18 protein-coding genes are annotated in these 15,325 nt (G+C 67.4%); 10 read left to right on the top strand and 8 right to left on the bottom strand.

Going from position 1 to position 15,325, the window contains the following annotated elements:
• Positions 1-6 precede the first annotated feature (6 nt).
• Positions 7-990 carry an FAD binding domain-containing protein gene (locus BM115_RS14525; protein ID WP_092294953.1) on the bottom strand — a complete coding sequence of 328 codons (984 nt, stop codon included), beginning with the start codon at positions 988-990 and terminating at the stop codon, positions 7-9.
• Positions 991-992: 2 nt separating this feature from the next.
• Positions 993-1,544, bottom strand: coding sequence for a (2Fe-2S)-binding protein (locus BM115_RS14520; RefSeq protein ID WP_092294951.1), 552 nt, complete (start codon positions 1,542-1,544; stop codon positions 993-995).
• Positions 1,545-1,792: 248 nt separating this feature from the next.
• On the opposite strand from BM115_RS14520, the gene BM115_RS14515 reads away from it, so the two are divergent.
• Positions 1,793-2,314: an RrF2 family transcriptional regulator gene (locus tag BM115_RS14515; RefSeq protein WP_092294949.1), complete on the top strand. Its 522-nt coding sequence runs from the start codon at positions 1,793-1,795 to the stop codon at positions 2,312-2,314.
• Positions 2,315-2,363: 49 nt separating this feature from the next.
• Here the strand turns inward: BM115_RS14515 and BM115_RS14510 are convergent, their stop codons facing one another.
• The gene (locus BM115_RS14510; RefSeq protein ID WP_092294947.1) at positions 2,364-3,575 is read right to left on the bottom strand and encodes an NAD(P)/FAD-dependent oxidoreductase; all 1,212 of its coding nucleotides are present in this window, start codon (positions 3,573-3,575) and stop codon (positions 2,364-2,366) included.
• A gap of 290 nt (positions 3,576-3,865) precedes the next feature.
• Between BM115_RS14510 and BM115_RS14505 the strand changes: the two genes are divergently transcribed.
• Entirely contained in the window at positions 3,866-4,309 is a 444-nt protein-coding gene (locus tag BM115_RS14505) for a carboxymuconolactone decarboxylase family protein (protein WP_092294945.1), read from the top strand.
• Between the two features lie 84 nt (positions 4,310-4,393).
• Here the strand turns inward: BM115_RS14505 and BM115_RS14500 are convergent, their stop codons facing one another.
• Positions 4,394-5,365 (bottom strand): alpha/beta fold hydrolase, encoded by a 972-nt coding sequence (locus BM115_RS14500; protein ID WP_255370824.1) that lies wholly within the window; start codon positions 5,363-5,365, stop codon positions 4,394-4,396.
• A gap of 219 nt (positions 5,366-5,584) precedes the next feature.
• Between BM115_RS14500 and BM115_RS14495 the strand changes: the two genes are divergently transcribed.
• The 5 genes from BM115_RS14495 (at position 5,585) to BM115_RS14480 (ending at position 8,857) form a co-directional block, all read left to right on the top strand.
• Positions 5,585-6,061, top strand: coding sequence for a DUF6130 family protein (locus BM115_RS14495; RefSeq protein ID WP_092294941.1), 477 nt, complete (start codon positions 5,585-5,587; stop codon positions 6,059-6,061).
• A gap of 46 nt (positions 6,062-6,107) precedes the next feature.
• Positions 6,108-6,572 carry a MarR family winged helix-turn-helix transcriptional regulator gene (locus tag BM115_RS14490; RefSeq protein WP_092294939.1) on the top strand — a complete coding sequence of 155 codons (465 nt, stop codon included), beginning with the start codon at positions 6,108-6,110 and terminating at the stop codon, positions 6,570-6,572.
• 54 nt (positions 6,573-6,626) lie between these two features.
• A complete protein-coding gene (locus tag BM115_RS14485) occupies positions 6,627-7,361 on the top strand; it encodes an SOS response-associated peptidase family protein (RefSeq protein ID WP_092294937.1) in 735 nt (244 codons plus the stop codon).
• 137 nt (positions 7,362-7,498) lie between these two features.
• The gene (locus BM115_RS27295) at positions 7,499-7,660 is read left to right on the top strand and encodes a hypothetical protein (RefSeq protein WP_177219920.1); all 162 of its coding nucleotides are present in this window, start codon (positions 7,499-7,501) and stop codon (positions 7,658-7,660) included.
• Positions 7,661-7,777: 117 nt separating this feature from the next.
• Positions 7,778-8,857 (top strand): calcium:cation antiporter, encoded by a 1,080-nt coding sequence (locus tag BM115_RS14480; RefSeq protein ID WP_092294935.1) that lies wholly within the window; start codon positions 7,778-7,780, stop codon positions 8,855-8,857.
• A gap of 26 nt (positions 8,858-8,883) precedes the next feature.
• Here BM115_RS14480 and BM115_RS14475 read toward each other — a convergent pair whose 3' ends face one another.
• The gene (locus BM115_RS14475) at positions 8,884-9,858 is read right to left on the bottom strand and encodes a tripartite tricarboxylate transporter substrate binding protein (protein WP_092294933.1); all 975 of its coding nucleotides are present in this window, start codon (positions 9,856-9,858) and stop codon (positions 8,884-8,886) included.
• 51 nt (positions 9,859-9,909) lie between these two features.
• A complete protein-coding gene (locus BM115_RS14470) occupies positions 9,910-11,034 on the bottom strand; it encodes a muconate/chloromuconate family cycloisomerase (protein WP_092294931.1) in 1,125 nt (374 codons plus the stop codon).
• Positions 11,035-11,156: 122 nt separating this feature from the next.
• On the opposite strand from BM115_RS14470, the gene BM115_RS14465 reads away from it, so the two are divergent.
• Positions 11,157-12,038: a LysR family transcriptional regulator gene (locus BM115_RS14465; protein ID WP_092294929.1), complete on the top strand. Its 882-nt coding sequence runs from the start codon at positions 11,157-11,159 to the stop codon at positions 12,036-12,038.
• A 24-nt stretch (positions 12,039-12,062) separates the two neighbouring features.
• On the opposite strand, the gene BM115_RS14460 is transcribed toward BM115_RS14465, so the two are convergent.
• Entirely contained in the window at positions 12,063-12,629 is a 567-nt protein-coding gene (locus BM115_RS14460) for a TetR/AcrR family transcriptional regulator (RefSeq protein ID WP_092294927.1), read from the bottom strand.
• Between the two features lie 60 nt (positions 12,630-12,689).
• Positions 12,690-14,102, bottom strand: coding sequence for an SLC13 family permease (locus tag BM115_RS14455; protein WP_092294925.1), 1,413 nt, complete (start codon positions 14,100-14,102; stop codon positions 12,690-12,692).
• A gap of 381 nt (positions 14,103-14,483) precedes the next feature.
• Between BM115_RS14455 and BM115_RS14450 the strand changes: the two genes are divergently transcribed.
• On the top strand, positions 14,484-14,735 hold the full coding sequence (locus BM115_RS14450) for a DUF2789 domain-containing protein (RefSeq protein ID WP_092294923.1): 252 nt from the start codon (positions 14,484-14,486) through the stop codon (positions 14,733-14,735).
• Between the two features lie 72 nt (positions 14,736-14,807).
• On the top strand, positions 14,808-15,317 hold the full coding sequence (locus BM115_RS14445) for a GAF domain-containing protein (RefSeq protein ID WP_092294921.1): 510 nt from the start codon (positions 14,808-14,810) through the stop codon (positions 15,315-15,317).
• Positions 15,318-15,325 lie beyond the last annotated feature (8 nt).

The following is a 15,325-nucleotide window of genomic DNA, read 5'->3' as shown; positions in this document are numbered from 1 at the left end:
AGCCGGTCAGGCGACGAGCCGCGTCAGGTTGCGCGATACCGCCTGCTGGCCAAGCAGCAGCTTGAAGCCGTTCTGGCCATAGGACTGCGCGCCCGCCATGGCAGCGGCGGCGGTCTCGCGGATCAGCGCGTCCGTCACCGCCTTGCCGCGCAGCACCGCCTCGGCATTGGCGGCCCGCCACGGCTTGGTGGTGACGCCACCGAGCGCGATGCGCACGTCCCGCACGGTGCGACCATCCAGCACCACCACCACCGCACTCGACGCCAGCGCGAACTGGTAGGAGCCCCGGTCGCGCAGCTTCAGGTAGGCCGAGCGGCTGTTCGGCAGCGGCGCATCGAGCGTGATGTGCGTGATCATCTCGTCGGCCTCCAGCGCGTGCTCCTTCCACGGCGTTTCACCGGGCAGCAGGTGGAAGTCCGCGAACGGGATGTCACGCCGGCCCTTGGGCCCCTGCACGTGGATGGTGGCGCCGATGGCGACCATCGCCACGCACATATCGGACGGATGCGCGGCGATGCACTGGTTGCTGCCGCCCAGCACCGCGTGCACGTTGCGGTTCAGCCCGTCGATGGCGGGGCAGCCCGAGCCCGGCTCGCGCTTGTTGCAGGGCGACACGCCATCGCGAAAGTACCCGCAACGCACCCGCTGCATCACATTGCCGGCCGTGGTGGCCTTGTTGCGCAGCTGCGTGCTGGCACCGGACAGCAGCGCCTGCGACAGCGCCGGGTGATGCTTGACGATGTGCGGATGGCGCGCCAGCTCGGTGTTGCTGACCATCGCGCCAATCCGCACCCGGCCGTCCTCAGCCACCTCGACCTGGTTGAGGCCGAGTTTGTGGATGTCCACCACGCGCGGCGGGTGCATCACGTCCAGCTTCATGAGGTCCAGCAGGGTGGTGCCACCGGCCAGATAGGCGGTCTCAGGCGCGCGCGCGTGCAGCACGATGGCCTGCTCGACGTCCGCCGCGCGGGCATACTCGAAGGTACGCATGGCTAGCCTCTCTTCATTTTGCCGCGTGCGTCCTGGACGGCCGCGACGATGTTCCGGTAGGCGCCGCAGCGGCAGATGTTGCCGCTCATCGCCTCGCGCACGGCCGCGTCGTCGGTCGGGATGCGCTTGTCGCCGAGCACGCCCACGGCGCTCATCATCTGGCCGGCGGTGCAGTAGCCGCACTGGTAGGCGTCGTGATCCCAGAAAGCCTGCTGCACCGGGTGCAGCGTGCCGCCCTGGGAGAGCCCTTCGATGGTGGTGATCTCGTCGCCGTCATGCATCACCGCGAGCGACAGGCAGGCATTGATCGCCACGCCGTTCACGTGCAGCGTGCACGCCCCGCACTGGCCATGGTCACACCCCTTTTTGGTGCCAGTGAGGTGCAGTTGATCGCGCAAGACGTCAAGCAGTATGGCGTTGGGCGCCACCGTAAGCGACTGGAGCGTGCCGTTGACCTTGAAGCTCACCGCGTGGCCGGCGCCGGCCTGCGGCGCGGCGGGTTGCACGCCGCCGGTGCGGGCACGGCCACCATTCTGCTGACAAGAGTCGTCCATTTCCCGTTCTCCTTGAACGCGAGCGGCGCAAGTTCACGAGGAACATTGCAGGATTGTCATCTGGCGAAATTGTCCAGACATTTGCAAGTGGCAGGCTTGCGATGCCGGACGGGGCAGTGTGGGTATTTGCAGCTAGTACAACAGTATTCGAACAAGCGCTTCAGTTTTTCAAGGTCTCTGGAGAGCCTTGCTGTCGCGCCGGCGCTGGTGTAGGCTTGCAACTACGATCTATTGAGTCCTAGTTAAAAATGTCCCATATCAGCACGGGTGTCGAGTACGGGCTGCACTGCCTGCTCTATCTGTCCCGTTCCAACATGGCCGTGGAAGAGGCCAGCGTGCGCGACCTCGCCGAGCTGCAGGGCATCCCCACCGAGTTCCTGGCCAAGCTGTTCACCAAGCTCGCGAAGGCCGAACTCGTGGTGGCCACCGAAGGCATCAAGGGCGGCTTTCGGCTCGCCCGCCCGCCTTCGCGCATCTCGGTCTACGACGTCATCGTCGCCATCGACGGCGACAAGCCGCTGTTCGAGTGCCGGGAGATCCGCGAGCGCAGTGCCGTATTCGAGGGCTGCCCGCCGGCATGGGCGACGCGCGGCGTGTGCACGATCCACGCCGTGATGCAGTCTGCCGAGAAGGCGATGCGCGCCGAGTTGAAAAATCACACGCTGGCCGACATTGCCGAACGCACCGTGGAGAAAGTGCCCGCCGCCTACGGCGGGCAGGTAGTGGAGTGGCTGACAGACCGCGCGGCCAACCGGCGCAGCGCAAGATAAAAAAAGGGCGATCCCGGCGGATCGCCCTTCTTCTTTCCCCCCAGCCCGATCAGGCCACGACGATGCGGCGCGGGTCAGCCGACGCCAGTGCCTCGGCCCGGTTCGCGCTCGGCGGATAGATCCATTCCGTGTTGATCCTGGTCTTCAGCGCCTTGGCCTCCGCGCCGGACAGCTTCACCTGGCGGTCCCAGCCCTCGGTGTAGACCGCGCCCCACGGACCCAGGTCCAGACAGGTCACGTACTTCGGCTGGCTGTACGGGATCGGCGGCTGGCCCAGCAGGTCGGCTGCCACGTTGTGCCCCGCGGACCGCCCGAGGTTCATCGCGTGCTGGCACGACATCATCGTGACGTTGCCCTCGTCATCGGTCGCCGCACGGGCCACATCGCCTGTGGCATAGACGTGCGCCACGCCATCGACCTTCAGGTTTCGATCGACGTGCAACCGGCCGAAGTTGTCGCGCTGCGCGGGGATCTGGTCGGTCAGCGCGCTCGCGCGGGCGCCTGCGGTCCAGATCACGGTCTGGGCGTCGATGCGCTCGCCGCTTTCCAGCGTGACGCCTTCCGCGTCCACCGACGCGACACCGGAGCCCAGCTTCCACGTCACGCCGAGTTCGGTCAGCGCCTCGGTGATCACCGGGCGCGGCCCCTGGCCCAGGTCCGGACCGATCTCGCCATTGCGCTCTACCATGATGACGCGCACTGCGGCATCGGCACCGAGCACTTCGCGCAGCCGCGCCGGCATTTCGGCCGCCGTCTCGATGCCGGTGAAGCCAGCGCCGGCGATCACCACGGTATTGCGCGCCACGCTGTCTGGGCGGCCGGCCAGACCGTGCAGATGCACTTCCAGCCGGGCGGCATCGGCCACCTGATCGACGTTGAAGGCATGCGCTTCGAGCCCATTGATCGCCGGCCGGAACAGCCGACTGCCGGCCGCCAGCACCAGGCGGTCATAGCCAAGCGTCTGGCGCGATGGTTCGGCGCCCACGCCCCTCACCTCCACTTCACGGGCCGCCACGTCGATGCGCTCGACGAAGCCCTGTACGAACCGCACGCCGGTAGCGGCGAAGATCTCCAGCAGCGGCGCCTTCATCTTCAGCGGGTTCTGCTCGTAGAGCCGCGGACGCACGTGCAGCGCCGGCTCCGGCGCGATCAGCACGATTTCCACATCGGTACGCGCGGCCTCGTCGAGTAGACGAGCCGAAGCGAGGGCGCTCCACATGCCGGCAAAACCGGCGCCAATGACAAGAATGCGTTGGGACATCTCTACTGCTCCTGAATGGATCTGTGCTGCCTTGACCAGCGGCGACGCCGCGGCGATCTCCAGCCCGCCTTTCTCGATGCGGCTTAACTACGATTGTATTAGTCGTAGTTAAGCCGCGCAAGAAATTTTGGGGCGGGGTTTACGCCAACCCATCCACCGCTTGCGGTACGACCGCGGATCGGCTATCTTCATCTCCGACTATATCAGTCGTAGTAATGAAATGAAGTCGATCATGAGGCAGTTTGGTTCTGATCGGCTCCAACCTGAACACCCAACAAGCAGGACGGAACATGCGTATCGACTACACCAAAACTTCCCCGGCCGGCGTCAAGGCGCTTGGCAGTGTCTACGGCTACATCACGCAGTCCGGGCTCGACCCCGCGCTCGTGGAGCTGACCTACCTGCGCATCAGCCAGATCAACGGCTGCGCCTACTGTCTGGACATGCACACACGGGATCTCACGCGCAGGGGCGTGGACGTGCAGAAGCTCGCGCTGGTCCAGGTCTGGCACGAGGCCGGCAGCCTGTTCTCCGACCGCGAAAAGGCCGCACTGGCCTGGGCCGAATCGGTGACCCGTGTCGCCGACACCCATGTGCCCGACGACGCCTTCGAGGCTGCCGCCGCCGTCTTCGAGGAAAAAGAACTGGCCGACCTGACCATCGCGATCGGCCTCATGAACGCCTTCAACCGGCTGGCAATCAGCTTCCGGCGCGGGCCGGAGGGCGCGGTGTAACGGCGACAGGAGCCGTCAGCGGCGTGTTCGCCACGTAGGAAAGGCGGCGGCCCGTGGTGGCGACACGGGCCACGCTGGGGACCCTCAACGAAACGCCGCGCGGACCTCTTCGATCGTCTCGTGCGGACGCTGCAGGTGCGGGTAATGGCCCGTGGCGGGCAGCAGCCGCAATGGCGCTCCGGTCCTGCGCGCGAACTCGACGCCCATTTCCTTGTTGATATAGATGTCCTGCTCGCCCCACACCACGCGTACCGGGGCCTTCAGGCCCGGCAGCCGCGCCTCGAACGCATTCTGATCCCGCGTGAAGTGCGCGTAGTAGTGCGCGAACGCGTCGGCCGACGTCAGCGCCCCGTTCTGCCAGCCACGTGCAAGATCGGCACGATAATCCGCATCCAACGCATAGCGCGCCCCCTCCGGCAATCCACGCGTGAACGCGTTCTGCAGAATCTCGTCGCGCGAGGCATTGAAGGCGCTCCGCACGGCTTCGGCCGATGCGGGCTCCTTGAGCGCCTGCAGGCGTTCCTGCATGTATTGCGGGCGGTTGAACGGTGCGAAGTCGCCGACGATGATGGTCCGGGCGATGCTGGGCCGGTCGATGGCCGCCAGCAACGCCGGCAAGGCTGCGATGTCGGTGGCGTAGATCACCAGGCGGCTGCTGTCGATGCCTGCCGTGTCGATGTAGCGCGTCAGTACCGTGGCGTAGTCACGCGGCGCGTAGGCGAAACGCTCGGCAGGCGGACGTGAAGAATCGCCATAGCCCGGCCAGTCGAACGCGTGGACTTCGTATTCCTCCCCAAGCGTCCTGGCAATCTCTTTCCAGGCGAGCATGGTTTCGGGAAAACCGTGCAGGAACAGCACCGTGCCTCGCGGTGCCGCCGGCCCGACCACCATCCGCCGCAAACGCAGTTCGGGATCGACATCCACATAACTCACTTCCGCAACGGGCTCGCTGGCCGCTGCGATAGCGGCGCCTGTGCCGGCCATAAGCGCCGCGGAGACACTGACTGCAGTGGCCACCGACCGTGCCGACCGACGGATTGCTGATTTCGCTTTCATCTCGTTTCCTCCTGCACCGGCCAAGCCGCGCAATCTGTTGCATATGCAGCATTAGAGTGAGGCGATGTATCCAGTCTGTGGTCCCGAGACGGTCAAACGGTATCGCCGTGTATGCCGGCGCCGCGCAGATACATGCGCGTACAAAATGGCCGCGCACCTACTATTCCGTCAAGGCATCATCGGCGCCCTCGGGTTGTTTCCCAACTTCAGGAGTCAGACATGAGAGCACTTACCTACGTATTCGCCGCCGCCGCGCTCGCGGCAGTGCAGATGACGGCCGCCGCACAAACCTCTCCGGACACGAGCCGTCCACCGGCCGTCCTGCCGCTCGACGCGGAGCCGGCGCCCAGGGTTGTGGCTTACCCGGCATTGCCTGAGCCGCTCGCGCGGGGCGTGGTGATCGTCCAGTTCCGTACCGAGAACTTCCGCGTGATCCCGGTGTTCGGCAAGGCTGCCACCCAGGTTTCGCCGCGCGTCGGCCATCTGCATGTGACCGTTGACGATGGCCCGGCCACCTGGGCGCACACGAGCGAGGATCCCATCATCGTGGTGGGGCTGCCGCCGGGGCCGCACAAGGTGCGGATGGAACTGGCAGATCCCACGCACAAGATCCTGGCGACGGAAGTGGTGAGCGTGACCGTCCCCGATACCCGGTCGCCGGGCACCGCGGCCGCGCCGCCAGCACATCGGCACTGAGTGCGGTACGCTGGCGGTACTTCATCGCTCCCCCTTCCCGTGAGACATGCGTACCGACAAGCGTTCTGTGGCCAGCAACCCGGGCGCCGAGATTCTCCAGCACTGCGTGATGACCCGTGCCCGGCAGATCTCGCGTGTCCTGACCGCTGCCTACGATCAGGCGTTGCGCCCGTTCGGCATCAACGCCACGCAGTTCACGCTGCTGGTGCTCGTGCATGAACTCGGCCCGATCAGCCGCGCCGATCTCGGGCGGCGCAATCATCATGACCGTTCCACGCTGACCCGCAACCTGCAGCCGCTGCTCGCAGCAGGATGGATCGCGGAAGACGCGGCGGAGGCCGCCGATGGCCGATCGCGGCCGCTCTCCGTGACCCGCGCCGGCAAATCGATGCTGAAAGCGGCCGCACCCGCGTGGGCACAGGCGCAGGCGGCCGCCAGGGCCATGATGGGAGACGACGGCGTGGCAGCCATCATGGGCATTGCGGGGAAGCTCCCGAAGCGGAGTGCGTAGCACGGCGGCGGCTGCTAGGATGTCCGCACGCCTCTCCCCTCCCTGGAGCGATCGATGTGCGTCAATTACGCCCCCATCCAGCGGCAAGTCCTGCGCGACATCTTCGGCATCGAGCCGCCGGCCCGGTTGTGGGCGGACGAGGCGTGGCCAGACACCCTCGCGCCCATTGTCACCGGCTCCGATGCCGGGCGCACCTGCGCGCTGGCCTCGTTCAGCATGGTGCCGAAGGGGAAGATCCCGCCCGGCACCCGCTACTTCCCCACCGCGAATGCGCGCGCCGAGACCGTGGGCACGCTCAAGTCCTTCGCCCGGTTCTGGAAGGCCGGCCAGCTGGCCCTGATACCGGCCAGCGCGTTCTACGAATACGCCTACCCCGAGGCCGGCACGCCGGAGCGGCCCGGCAAACCCGTGCGCTGGAAGCTCTGGCTGCCAGACGCGCCGGGGTTCGGCATCGCCGGCCTCTGGCGCGCGTGGCCGGACGACACGCTGTCTTTCACCATGCTCACCGTCAATGCCGATGCCCACCCGCTGCTGTCGCGCATGCACCGGCCCGGCACCGAGAAGCGCTCGGTGGTGATCGTGCCGGAGACTGAATGGGATGACTGGCTGCGCTGCCGCGACCCGGAGGTCGCCCGGACCTTCCTGCGGCTCTATCCGTCCGAACGCATGGCCGGGGCGCCCGCGCCGATGCCGCCGGCGGCAAGCAAGGCCGCCCCAGATGCCACCCCCGATGCCGCCCCCGATGCCGAGCCCGCGCCGCCCGCGCCCGAGTCCGGCTCGCTATTCTGACTCAGGCGCCCACGCGCGGCGCAGCCCCCAATTGGGTGACCGGAACGCCCCTCCGACAGAGGGTGTCGGCCGCTGCGCTTGTTGCCCATACTGACCTGCACCGGCCACCAGAGCCGTTCCTATATAGGGGTCAGACCATGCATAACGCCGTCTCTTTCGTCGGGTACGTTCTCGCTTTCCTCATCGCCCTCATCGTCGCCGCGCGCTGGATCTCGCGCCATCATCCCGGCCTGCGCGATGCCGATGCCGACCGCCTCGCGCGTGCGGAGCCGCCCACCCGGCCGTTCATGCCGGACTGAATCCGCCGCCCTCCGGAACTTCCCCGCCCCGCCTGAAACCTATCGCCGGGCGGCCTTCTGCTGCACAATGCCCCGTCAGTCGCCCGTCGTGCGGCAGCAGAAGAAAAAGGAACAAGGATGGCTACTTCGAACAAACTGCCCGCATGGACCGTCTGGTCGCCGCTGGCCGCCTGGGCCGCGTTCGGCCTCGGGCTGATGCTGCCGGGCCAGGGCTGGCTTGTTGCGATCATGGCCGCCGCGCTGGCGGGCGCGGTATTTTCCGCGGTGCACCACGCCGAAGTGGTGGCCCACAAGGTGGGCGAGCCGTTCGGCACGCTGGTGCTGGCGATTGCGGTGACCGTGATCGAGGTGGCGCTGATCGTCTCGGTGATGCTGTCGGCCGGGCCCGAGAAAGCCGGGCTGGCCCGGGATACCGTGTTCGCCGCCGTGATGATCATCTGCAACGGCATCGTCGGCGTGTGCCTGTTCGTGGGTGGCCTGCACCACCGGGAGCAGGAATTCCAGGCGCCCGGCGCCAAGGCGGCCATGGCCGTGCTCGTAGCGCTGCTGGTGCTGACCATGGTGCTGCCCAATTTCACCAGCTCCACGCCGGGGCCGATGTTGACCTCGTCGCAACTGGCGTTCTCGGGGCTGATGTCGCTCGTGCTGTACGGCTGCTTCGTGTTCGTGCAGACGGTGCGACATCGCGACTACTTCCTGGTGGAGAGCAGCGACGAGAACGAGCACGCACCGCCGCCGCCGGGGCGCGTGGCCGCCGCGAGTGGCGTGCTGCTGGTGGTGTGCCTCGTGGCCGTGGTGGCGCTGGCGAAGATGCTGTCGCCGTCCGTGGAAGCGGCAGTGGCCGCCGCGGGCCTGCCGCCCGCCGTGGTGGGCGTGGTGATCGCGGCGCTGGTGCTGTTGCCTGAGGGGCTCGCCGCGCTGCGCGCCGCGCGGCTGGACCGCCTCCAGACCAGCATGAACCTGGCGCTGGGCTCGGCGCTGGCCAGTATCGGCCTGACCATTCCCACGGTGGCGGTGGTCTTCATCGCCCTTGGCCGCCCGCTCGAACTGGGGCTGGGCGCCAAGGAGATGGTGCTGCTGTTCCTGACGGTGATCGTCGCGTCGCTGACGCTCGGCTCGGGCCGCACCACGATCCTGCAGGGCGTGGTGCACCTTGTGATCTTCGCCGCCTACCTGTTCCTCACCATCGTTCCCTGACGGGGGCTCGCCCCCGTCCGCAATCCTCAATCGGCGCGAATGCCCCTTTCCTTGATCAGGGCGCCCCACTTGGTGGTTTCCTTCGCCAGATGGTCACGCAGCGCCGCCGGCGTGCTGCCGATGGGCTCCGCGCCGATGCCCGCCAGCCGCTGCTGCACGGCGGGCTTCTTCAGCGCCTCCAGCATGGCCTTGTTCAGCGCGTCGATGACCGGCTGCGGCGTCTTGGCCGGCACGAAGGCGGCGAACCACGGCGACAGCTCGTAGCCCGGCAGCCCCGCCTCGGCCAGCGTCGGCACGTTGGGCAGCGCCGAGGAACGCTTGGCGGTGGTGACGGCGATGGGCGTCAGCTTGCCGCTATCGATCTGGGGCTTGGCCGAGGTGATGCTGTCGAACATATAGTCCACCTGCCCGCCAAGCAGGTCGGTCATGGCCGGGCCCGACCCCTTGTAGGGGATGTGGAGCAGATCCACCTGTGCCATCGACGTGAACAACTCCCCCGCCAGATGGATCGACGTACCGTTGCCGGCCGACGCGTAGGTGTACTTGCCCGGCCGCGCCTTGGCGCTGGCGATCACCTCCGCCACGGTCTTGGCCGGCGTCTTCGCCTTGTTGGCGACCAGCACGTTTGGCACCACGGCCAGCAGCGAGACCGGCGCGAAATCCTTGACCGGGTCGTAGCCGAGCTTGCCGTACAGCGCCGGATTGACCGCCATGCCATTGGCCACGATCAGCAGCGTGTAGCCATCGGCCGGGGCACGCGCCACCAGTTCCGCGCCGATGTTGCCGCCCGCGCCGGGGCGGTTCTCCACCACCACGGCCTGGCCGAGCGTCCTGGACATGTCCTCGCCCAGCGTGCGGGCGATGTTGTCCATCGCGCCGCCGGCCGGGAACGGCACGATCCAGCGGATGGGATGGTCGGGATAGGCGGCGTGGGCGGTGCCCGCCACCAGTGCGGCAGCGGCGAAGAGCGCCGACAGCAATGACCGGTTCAGGGATTTCATAGTCTCCATTCCTTCTTTTATATGTCGATGATGCGGGGCGGCGGTCGCCGCTCAGGCGGCCGGGCGACGATAGTGCGCGAGCTTGTCTTCGTCCAGCGCCAGCCCCAGGCCGGGGCCGGTGGGCAGGTGCAGCGCGAAGTCGCGGTAGGTGGGGCGCTCGGCCACGATGTCGTCCTTGAGCAGCAGCGGGCCGAACAGCTCGGTGCCCCAGGCGAGCTGCGGCAGCGTGCAGAAGCCATGCGCAGCGGCGATGGTGCCGACGCTGCCTTCCAGCATCGTGCCGCCATAGAGCGCGATGCCAGCCGCGTCGCCCACGGCCGCCGTGCGCAGCATGCCGAAGATGCCGCCGGACTTGGCGATCTTGAGCGCGAACACATCGGCGGCACCCAGGCGGGCCAACTCCATCGCGTCTTCCGGGCCGGTCACGGCCTCGTCGGCCATGATCGGCACCACGAAGCGCGCCGCCAGCCGCGCCAGCGCCGTGCGGTGCTCGCGCGGCGTGGGTTGCTCGATCAGGTCGATGCCGGCCGCCTCCAGCATGGCGATGCCGGTGGCCGCGTCGGCCTCGTTCCACGCCTGGTTCACGTCGACGGTCACGCGGGCACGGTCGCCCAGCGCGCGCTTGATGGCGGAGACGTGCGCCACGTCGTCACGCACCGCGCGGCGGCCGATCTTGAGCTTGAAGGTGTTGTGGCGGCGCTCGGTCAGCAGGCGCTCGGCTTCCTCGATGTCCCGGGCGGTGTCGCCACTGGCCAGGGTCCAGAGCACCGGCAGCGTGTCGCGCACGGCGCCGCCGAGCAGCGTGGCCAGCGGCACATTCAGGCGCTTGCCCTGCCCATCGAGCAGCGCGGTTTCCAGCGCGCTCTTGGCGAAACGGTTGCCGCGCGCCACCTTGTTCAGCCGCGCCATCGCGCCGTGGACATTGGTGGCGTCCTGGCCGATCAGCGCCGGGCCAAGGTAGGTGTCGATGGTCAGCTTGATACCTTCGGGGCTTTCATCGCCATAGGACAGCCCGCCAATGGTGGTGGCCTCGCCGATGCCCTCCACGCCGTCGCTACAACGCAGCCGCACGATCACCAGCGTCTGCTGCTGCATGGTCGCCATGGCCAGTTGGTGGGCCCGGATGGTCGGGAGATCGACCAGGATGGCCTCGATGCCGGTAATCGTCGTAGTCATACTTTCTCGATGCTTGGTATCAGTTGCAATCGAGCATACGCCTTGACTTTACGGACGTCCAAGACCGATGATGTCTCGATCGATACCCTGTGGGTATGCATCGACCCGACAAAGGAGGCGCCATGGAACTCCGGCACCTGCGTTATTTCCAGACCGTTGCCCAGGAACTCAATGTGACGCGGGCGGCATCCCTGCTGCATATGGCCCAGCCGCCGCTGTCGCGCCAGATCCGCCAGTTCGAGGAGGAAGTGGGCGTGGCGCTGTTCGATCGCGTCGGGCGGGGCCTGAAGCTGACCGAGGCCGGCCGCTTCCTGCTCGAACAGTCGCTCCAGTTGACCCAGCGGCTGGAAGAGACGCTGGAAGGCACGCGGCGCATCGGCCGCAACGAGAAGCGCTGGTTCGGCATCGGCTTCGTGCCCTCGGTACTCTACGGGGTGCTGCCCGAACTGATCCGCGTGCTGCGCGACGACGCCAGCCAGATCGAAGTGGGCCTGACCGAGATGATCACGGTGCAGCAACTGGAGGCGCTCAAGTCCGGCCGCATCGACCTCGGCTTCGGCCGGCTCGCGCTCAACGATCCGGCCATCGCGCAGCGCGTGGTCCGGGCGGAGGCCCTCGTGGCCGCCCTGCCCGCCAGCGCAGCCGTGCCGGCCGCCCCACTGACGGCGGACGCCCTGGCCCGCCATCCGCTGATCCTCTACCCTGCCCGGCCCCGCCCCAGCTATGCGGACCACGTGCTGTCGCTGTTCCGCGCGCAGGGGCTCCAGCCCCGTGTCGTGCAGGAAGCCAACGAGTTGCAGACGGCGCTGGGGCTGGTGGCGGCGGGCATCGGCATCACACTGGTGCCGGCCTCGGTGCAGCGGCTGCATCGGGACGATGTGCGCTACGTGCCCGTGGATGCGGCCGGCTTCGTCTCGCCCGTGATCATGAGCTACCGTGCCGGCGATACGTCGCCGTACCTGCTGCGGGCGGTGGACTGGGTGATGCGGCAGAGCGGGGAATGACCGGCGTGGGACCGGGGTAGCTGCCTACCCGGCCGCGTGCAGCCGGGCCAGCAGGCGGCGGCCGGCGTCGATCGATGCCACGTCTGGCACCATCTGGTAGCGCACGATCATCCCTTCGATGCAGACCATGGCTTCCTCGGCCACCGCCTCGGGGTCGCTCAGCTTCAGTTCGCGGGCCACGTTCGCGACAAATTCGGCGAGCGATTTCTTGTGTTCCACCGCGTGCCCGGCCAGCCGGGGGTCATCCCCTGCGCCGCCGCCGGCCTCGGCCACCACGTTGATGAAGGCGCAGCCCCGGTAGTCGTCCGACTGGAACCACTCGGCGAGGGCATCGGCCAGCACATCGAGGTTCGGCCGTTCCGCGAGCCGGCGACGCACGGCAGCCTCGAACCACGCCATCCAGTTGTCATGCCGGCGGGCCAGGAAGGCCGAGATCAGATCGTTTTTCGATGCAAAGTGACGATATAGCGACATTTTCGCCACGCCGGACTCGGCGATGATCTTGTCGATGCCGGTGGCGCGATAGCCGTCGCGGTAGAACAGCCGCGCGGCGGTATCGAGAATGCGGTCGCGGGCGGAGGGAGTGGCCATGGCGGTGCGGAAGTCGGGTGCGGATGGTGACCATTATAGAAGACAGACCTGTCTACAACCTCAGAGCACGACGAAGGCAAACCACAGCACCACTGGCGCAATGATCGTGACCAGCGCGCCGTAGACCATCAGCTTGCGGAAGAAAGCCTGCCGATCCACGCCCTGGGCATTGGCCAGCACCAGCGCGCCGTTGGTCGAGAACGGGCTCACATCGACGATGGTCGACGACACGGCCATCGCGGCGATAAAGCCGATCGCACTCACGTCGGAACCCTGCTGCAGGAACGGCACCGCGAGCGGGATCAGCGACCCCAGCACGGCGGTCGACGATGCGAACGCGGACACCACGGCGCCCACGAAGCACAGCAGCAGCGCGGCCATCAGCGGGGAGGTCAGGTGCGCCACGCTGTGGCCGACGAAATCGATCGTGCCCATCTTGTCCATCACGCCCACATAGGTGCTCACGCCGACGATCAGCATGATCTCCGGCCAGGACACCTGGCCCAGCGCCCGCTTCTGCAGGTCCGGGGCGATCAGCGTGAGCGCCAGCGCGATGGTCAGCGAGACGAAGCCGATATCGAGCTTGAAATAGAGCGTCAGCACGGCCAGCGCCACGAGGCCGGCCACGGTCAGGTACTGGTAGAGGCCGGCCGGCGTCTCCGTGCTGCTGGCGGCATCGTTGCCCCCCTCCAGCATCGATCCCCGGTCGCGCGTCATGGTTTTCTGCTCCTCCATGCCCGCCTCGGCCTCGGCATCGCCATAGATCTGTGCGCCCTGTGCCGCCACCGTGTAGGCGCCGAAGGGATGCGGCATGGCCAGCGCGTCGCCGGCCGGTTGCGGCGCTGCCGCAGCCGATGTTGCCGATTGGCGCATCAGGCGCAGCCCGCCGAACGCCACGAACAACCCCGCCGCCACGGCGAGATTGACGCCGAGGCTGGCGAAAGCCGTCGCCATCTCGCTCAGCGGCAGCCCGGCCTTCTGCACGATCTTGTTGGTGATGCCGCCATAGATGCTGATCGGCGAGAAGCCACCGCCCTGCGCACCATGGATCACCATCAGCCCCATCAGCAGCGGGTTGATGCCGTAGCGCGCGGCAAAGCCCAGCGCAATCGGCGCGATGATCGCTACCGCTGCCGGGCTGACCGCGCCGACCGAGGTCAGCAACGCCGCGATCAGGAACATGATCCACGGAATTGCCGCGATCCGGCCGCCCACGGCGCGTACTGCCAGCCGCACCAGCCAGTCGATGGTGCCGTTGTTCTGCGCCACGGCGAACAGGTAGGTGATGCCGACCAGCGTCAGGAACAGGTCAGCCGGAAAGCCGGCCAGGATGGCCTTGGCCGGCATGGCGGCCACCCAGGTACCGACCAGGAACGCGCCGACGAAGGCGAGCGCCCCCATATTGACCGGCAGGACCGTGGCGACGACGAACATCAGTCCCAGGACTGAGATGGCAATCAAATGTTGCGACATAGCGGCTCCATCGCGGCAGGCACGCATCGGCGCACCCCGCTTGGTAGGGAAGGCATGGGAATGGCATCGGCAGAACTGCCGGGAGGATTCGCCGCTAAGGCAAACGTTGGCGGGGGCTGGCGGTCACGAGTTGTCTCCGGGTGGTGGGGGTCGTCACCGGAAGAATTCCGCCGGCGCGCCGCTGATCTGGTTGTGATCCCACAATACGGCGCCGGGCGGCAGGCATCAATTAAGGTACCGGGCCAATCCTTACGCTAACCGGAACAGCACCGGGAGACCGCCGCATCACAAAGCGCGCGTAGGCGGATGGAGGATTGCAGGCCCCCGCTCCGCGAGCGAGAATCGGCCATCACACTGCCGGCCAACCTTCAGGAGCACGCGATGGACCTGTCCTTCCACCATTTCTCCGATCTGTTCGCACAACTCGGCCTGCCCGCCGAAGAGGCCGACATCCGCGCCTTCATCACCACGCACTCCCCGCTCGCCGAGGACGTCGAAATCTGGGAGGCGCCTTTCTGGACGCCCGCGCAGGCGGCACTGCTGCGCGACGAGTACATGGAAGACGCCGACTGGGCCGAGATGGTGGACCAGTTGAATCTGGCATTGCGTGGGGCGCCGGCCCCGGGGGCCTGAAGTCGGGCGGATGTAGGCGGCCGGCGGCCGGTATATCATCGGCCCTTCCGCAATATCTCCGGCCTCCTCACGATGTTCCAGCTTTCCGACGATCTCTCCGCCGCCCCCAAGTCCGACCAGTACGCCACGCTGGTGGACATGGCGCGCGGTCTCCTGGCCGATGAGCGCGACCTGATCGCCAATGCCGCGAATTTCTCGGCACTGGTCTACCACTCGCTGGCCGACCTGAACTGGGCCGGTTTCTATTTCTACGATGGCGCCGAGCTGGTGGTGGGCCCCTTCCAGGGCAAGCCGGCCTGCGTGCGCATCGCCATCGGGCGCGGGGTCTGCGGCACGGCCGCGCAGACGCGCGCCACGCAGCTGGTACGCGATGTCCACGCCTTCCCCGGCCATATTGCCTGCGATGCGGCCTCGCGCTCGGAAATCGTGGTGCCGCTGGTCGCGCCCGATGGCACGCTGATTGGCGTGTGGGACGTCGACAGCCCCCGCGAAGCCCGCTTCGACGAAGCGGACCAGGCGGGCATGGAAGCGCTGTGCGCGGTGTTCGTGGAACTCGCGTGGGCGCGCCGCATCGACGGCTGAGCGCCCGA

The sequence above is a fragment of the Cupriavidus sp. OV096 genome, assembly GCF_900115455.1.
GTDB lineage: Bacteria > Pseudomonadota > Gammaproteobacteria > Burkholderiales > Burkholderiaceae > Cupriavidus.
This window is presented reverse-complemented; position numbering and strand designations above follow the sequence as displayed.

Bases quoted from the DNA above. Each gene is read 5' to 3' on its own strand.
- BM115_RS14475 (WP_092294933.1), bottom strand. From the start codon at position 9,858: ATGAAATCCCTGAACCGGTCATTGCTGTCGGCGCTCTTCGCCGCTGCC.
- BM115_RS14525 (WP_092294953.1), bottom strand. From the start codon at position 990: ATGCGTACCTTCGAGTATGCCCGCGCGGCGGACGTCGAGCAGGCCATC.
- BM115_RS14495 (WP_092294941.1), top strand. From the start codon at position 5,585: ATGAGAGCACTTACCTACGTATTCGCCGCCGCCGCGCTCGCGGCAGTG.
- BM115_RS14450 (WP_092294923.1), top strand. From the start codon at position 14,484: ATGGACCTGTCCTTCCACCATTTCTCCGATCTGTTCGCACAACTCGGC.
- BM115_RS14445 (WP_092294921.1), top strand. From the start codon at position 14,808: ATGTTCCAGCTTTCCGACGATCTCTCCGCCGCCCCCAAGTCCGACCAG.
- BM115_RS14480 (WP_092294935.1), top strand. From the start codon at position 7,778: ATGGCTACTTCGAACAAACTGCCCGCATGGACCGTCTGGTCGCCGCTG.
- BM115_RS14490 (WP_092294939.1), top strand. From the start codon at position 6,108: ATGCGTACCGACAAGCGTTCTGTGGCCAGCAACCCGGGCGCCGAGATT.
- BM115_RS14465 (WP_092294929.1), top strand. From the start codon at position 11,157: ATGGAACTCCGGCACCTGCGTTATTTCCAGACCGTTGCCCAGGAACTC.
- BM115_RS14485 (WP_092294937.1), top strand. From the start codon at position 6,627: ATGTGCGTCAATTACGCCCCCATCCAGCGGCAAGTCCTGCGCGACATC.
- BM115_RS14455 (WP_092294925.1), bottom strand. From the start codon at position 14,102: ATGTCGCAACATTTGATTGCCATCTCAGTCCTGGGACTGATGTTCGTC.
- BM115_RS14500 (WP_255370824.1), bottom strand. From the start codon at position 5,365: ATGAAAGCGAAATCAGCAATCCGTCGGTCGGCACGGTCGGTGGCCACT.
- BM115_RS14510 (WP_092294947.1), bottom strand. From the start codon at position 3,575: ATGTCCCAACGCATTCTTGTCATTGGCGCCGGTTTTGCCGGCATGTGG.
- BM115_RS14520 (WP_092294951.1), bottom strand. From the start codon at position 1,544: ATGGACGACTCTTGTCAGCAGAATGGTGGCCGTGCCCGCACCGGCGGC.
- BM115_RS27295 (WP_177219920.1), top strand. From the start codon at position 7,499: ATGCATAACGCCGTCTCTTTCGTCGGGTACGTTCTCGCTTTCCTCATC.
- BM115_RS14460 (WP_092294927.1), bottom strand. From the start codon at position 12,629: ATGGCCACTCCCTCCGCCCGCGACCGCATTCTCGATACCGCCGCGCGG.
- BM115_RS14515 (WP_092294949.1), top strand. From the start codon at position 1,793: ATGTCCCATATCAGCACGGGTGTCGAGTACGGGCTGCACTGCCTGCTC.
- BM115_RS14470 (WP_092294931.1), bottom strand. From the start codon at position 11,034: ATGACTACGACGATTACCGGCATCGAGGCCATCCTGGTCGATCTCCCG.
- BM115_RS14505 (WP_092294945.1), top strand. From the start codon at position 3,866: ATGCGTATCGACTACACCAAAACTTCCCCGGCCGGCGTCAAGGCGCTT.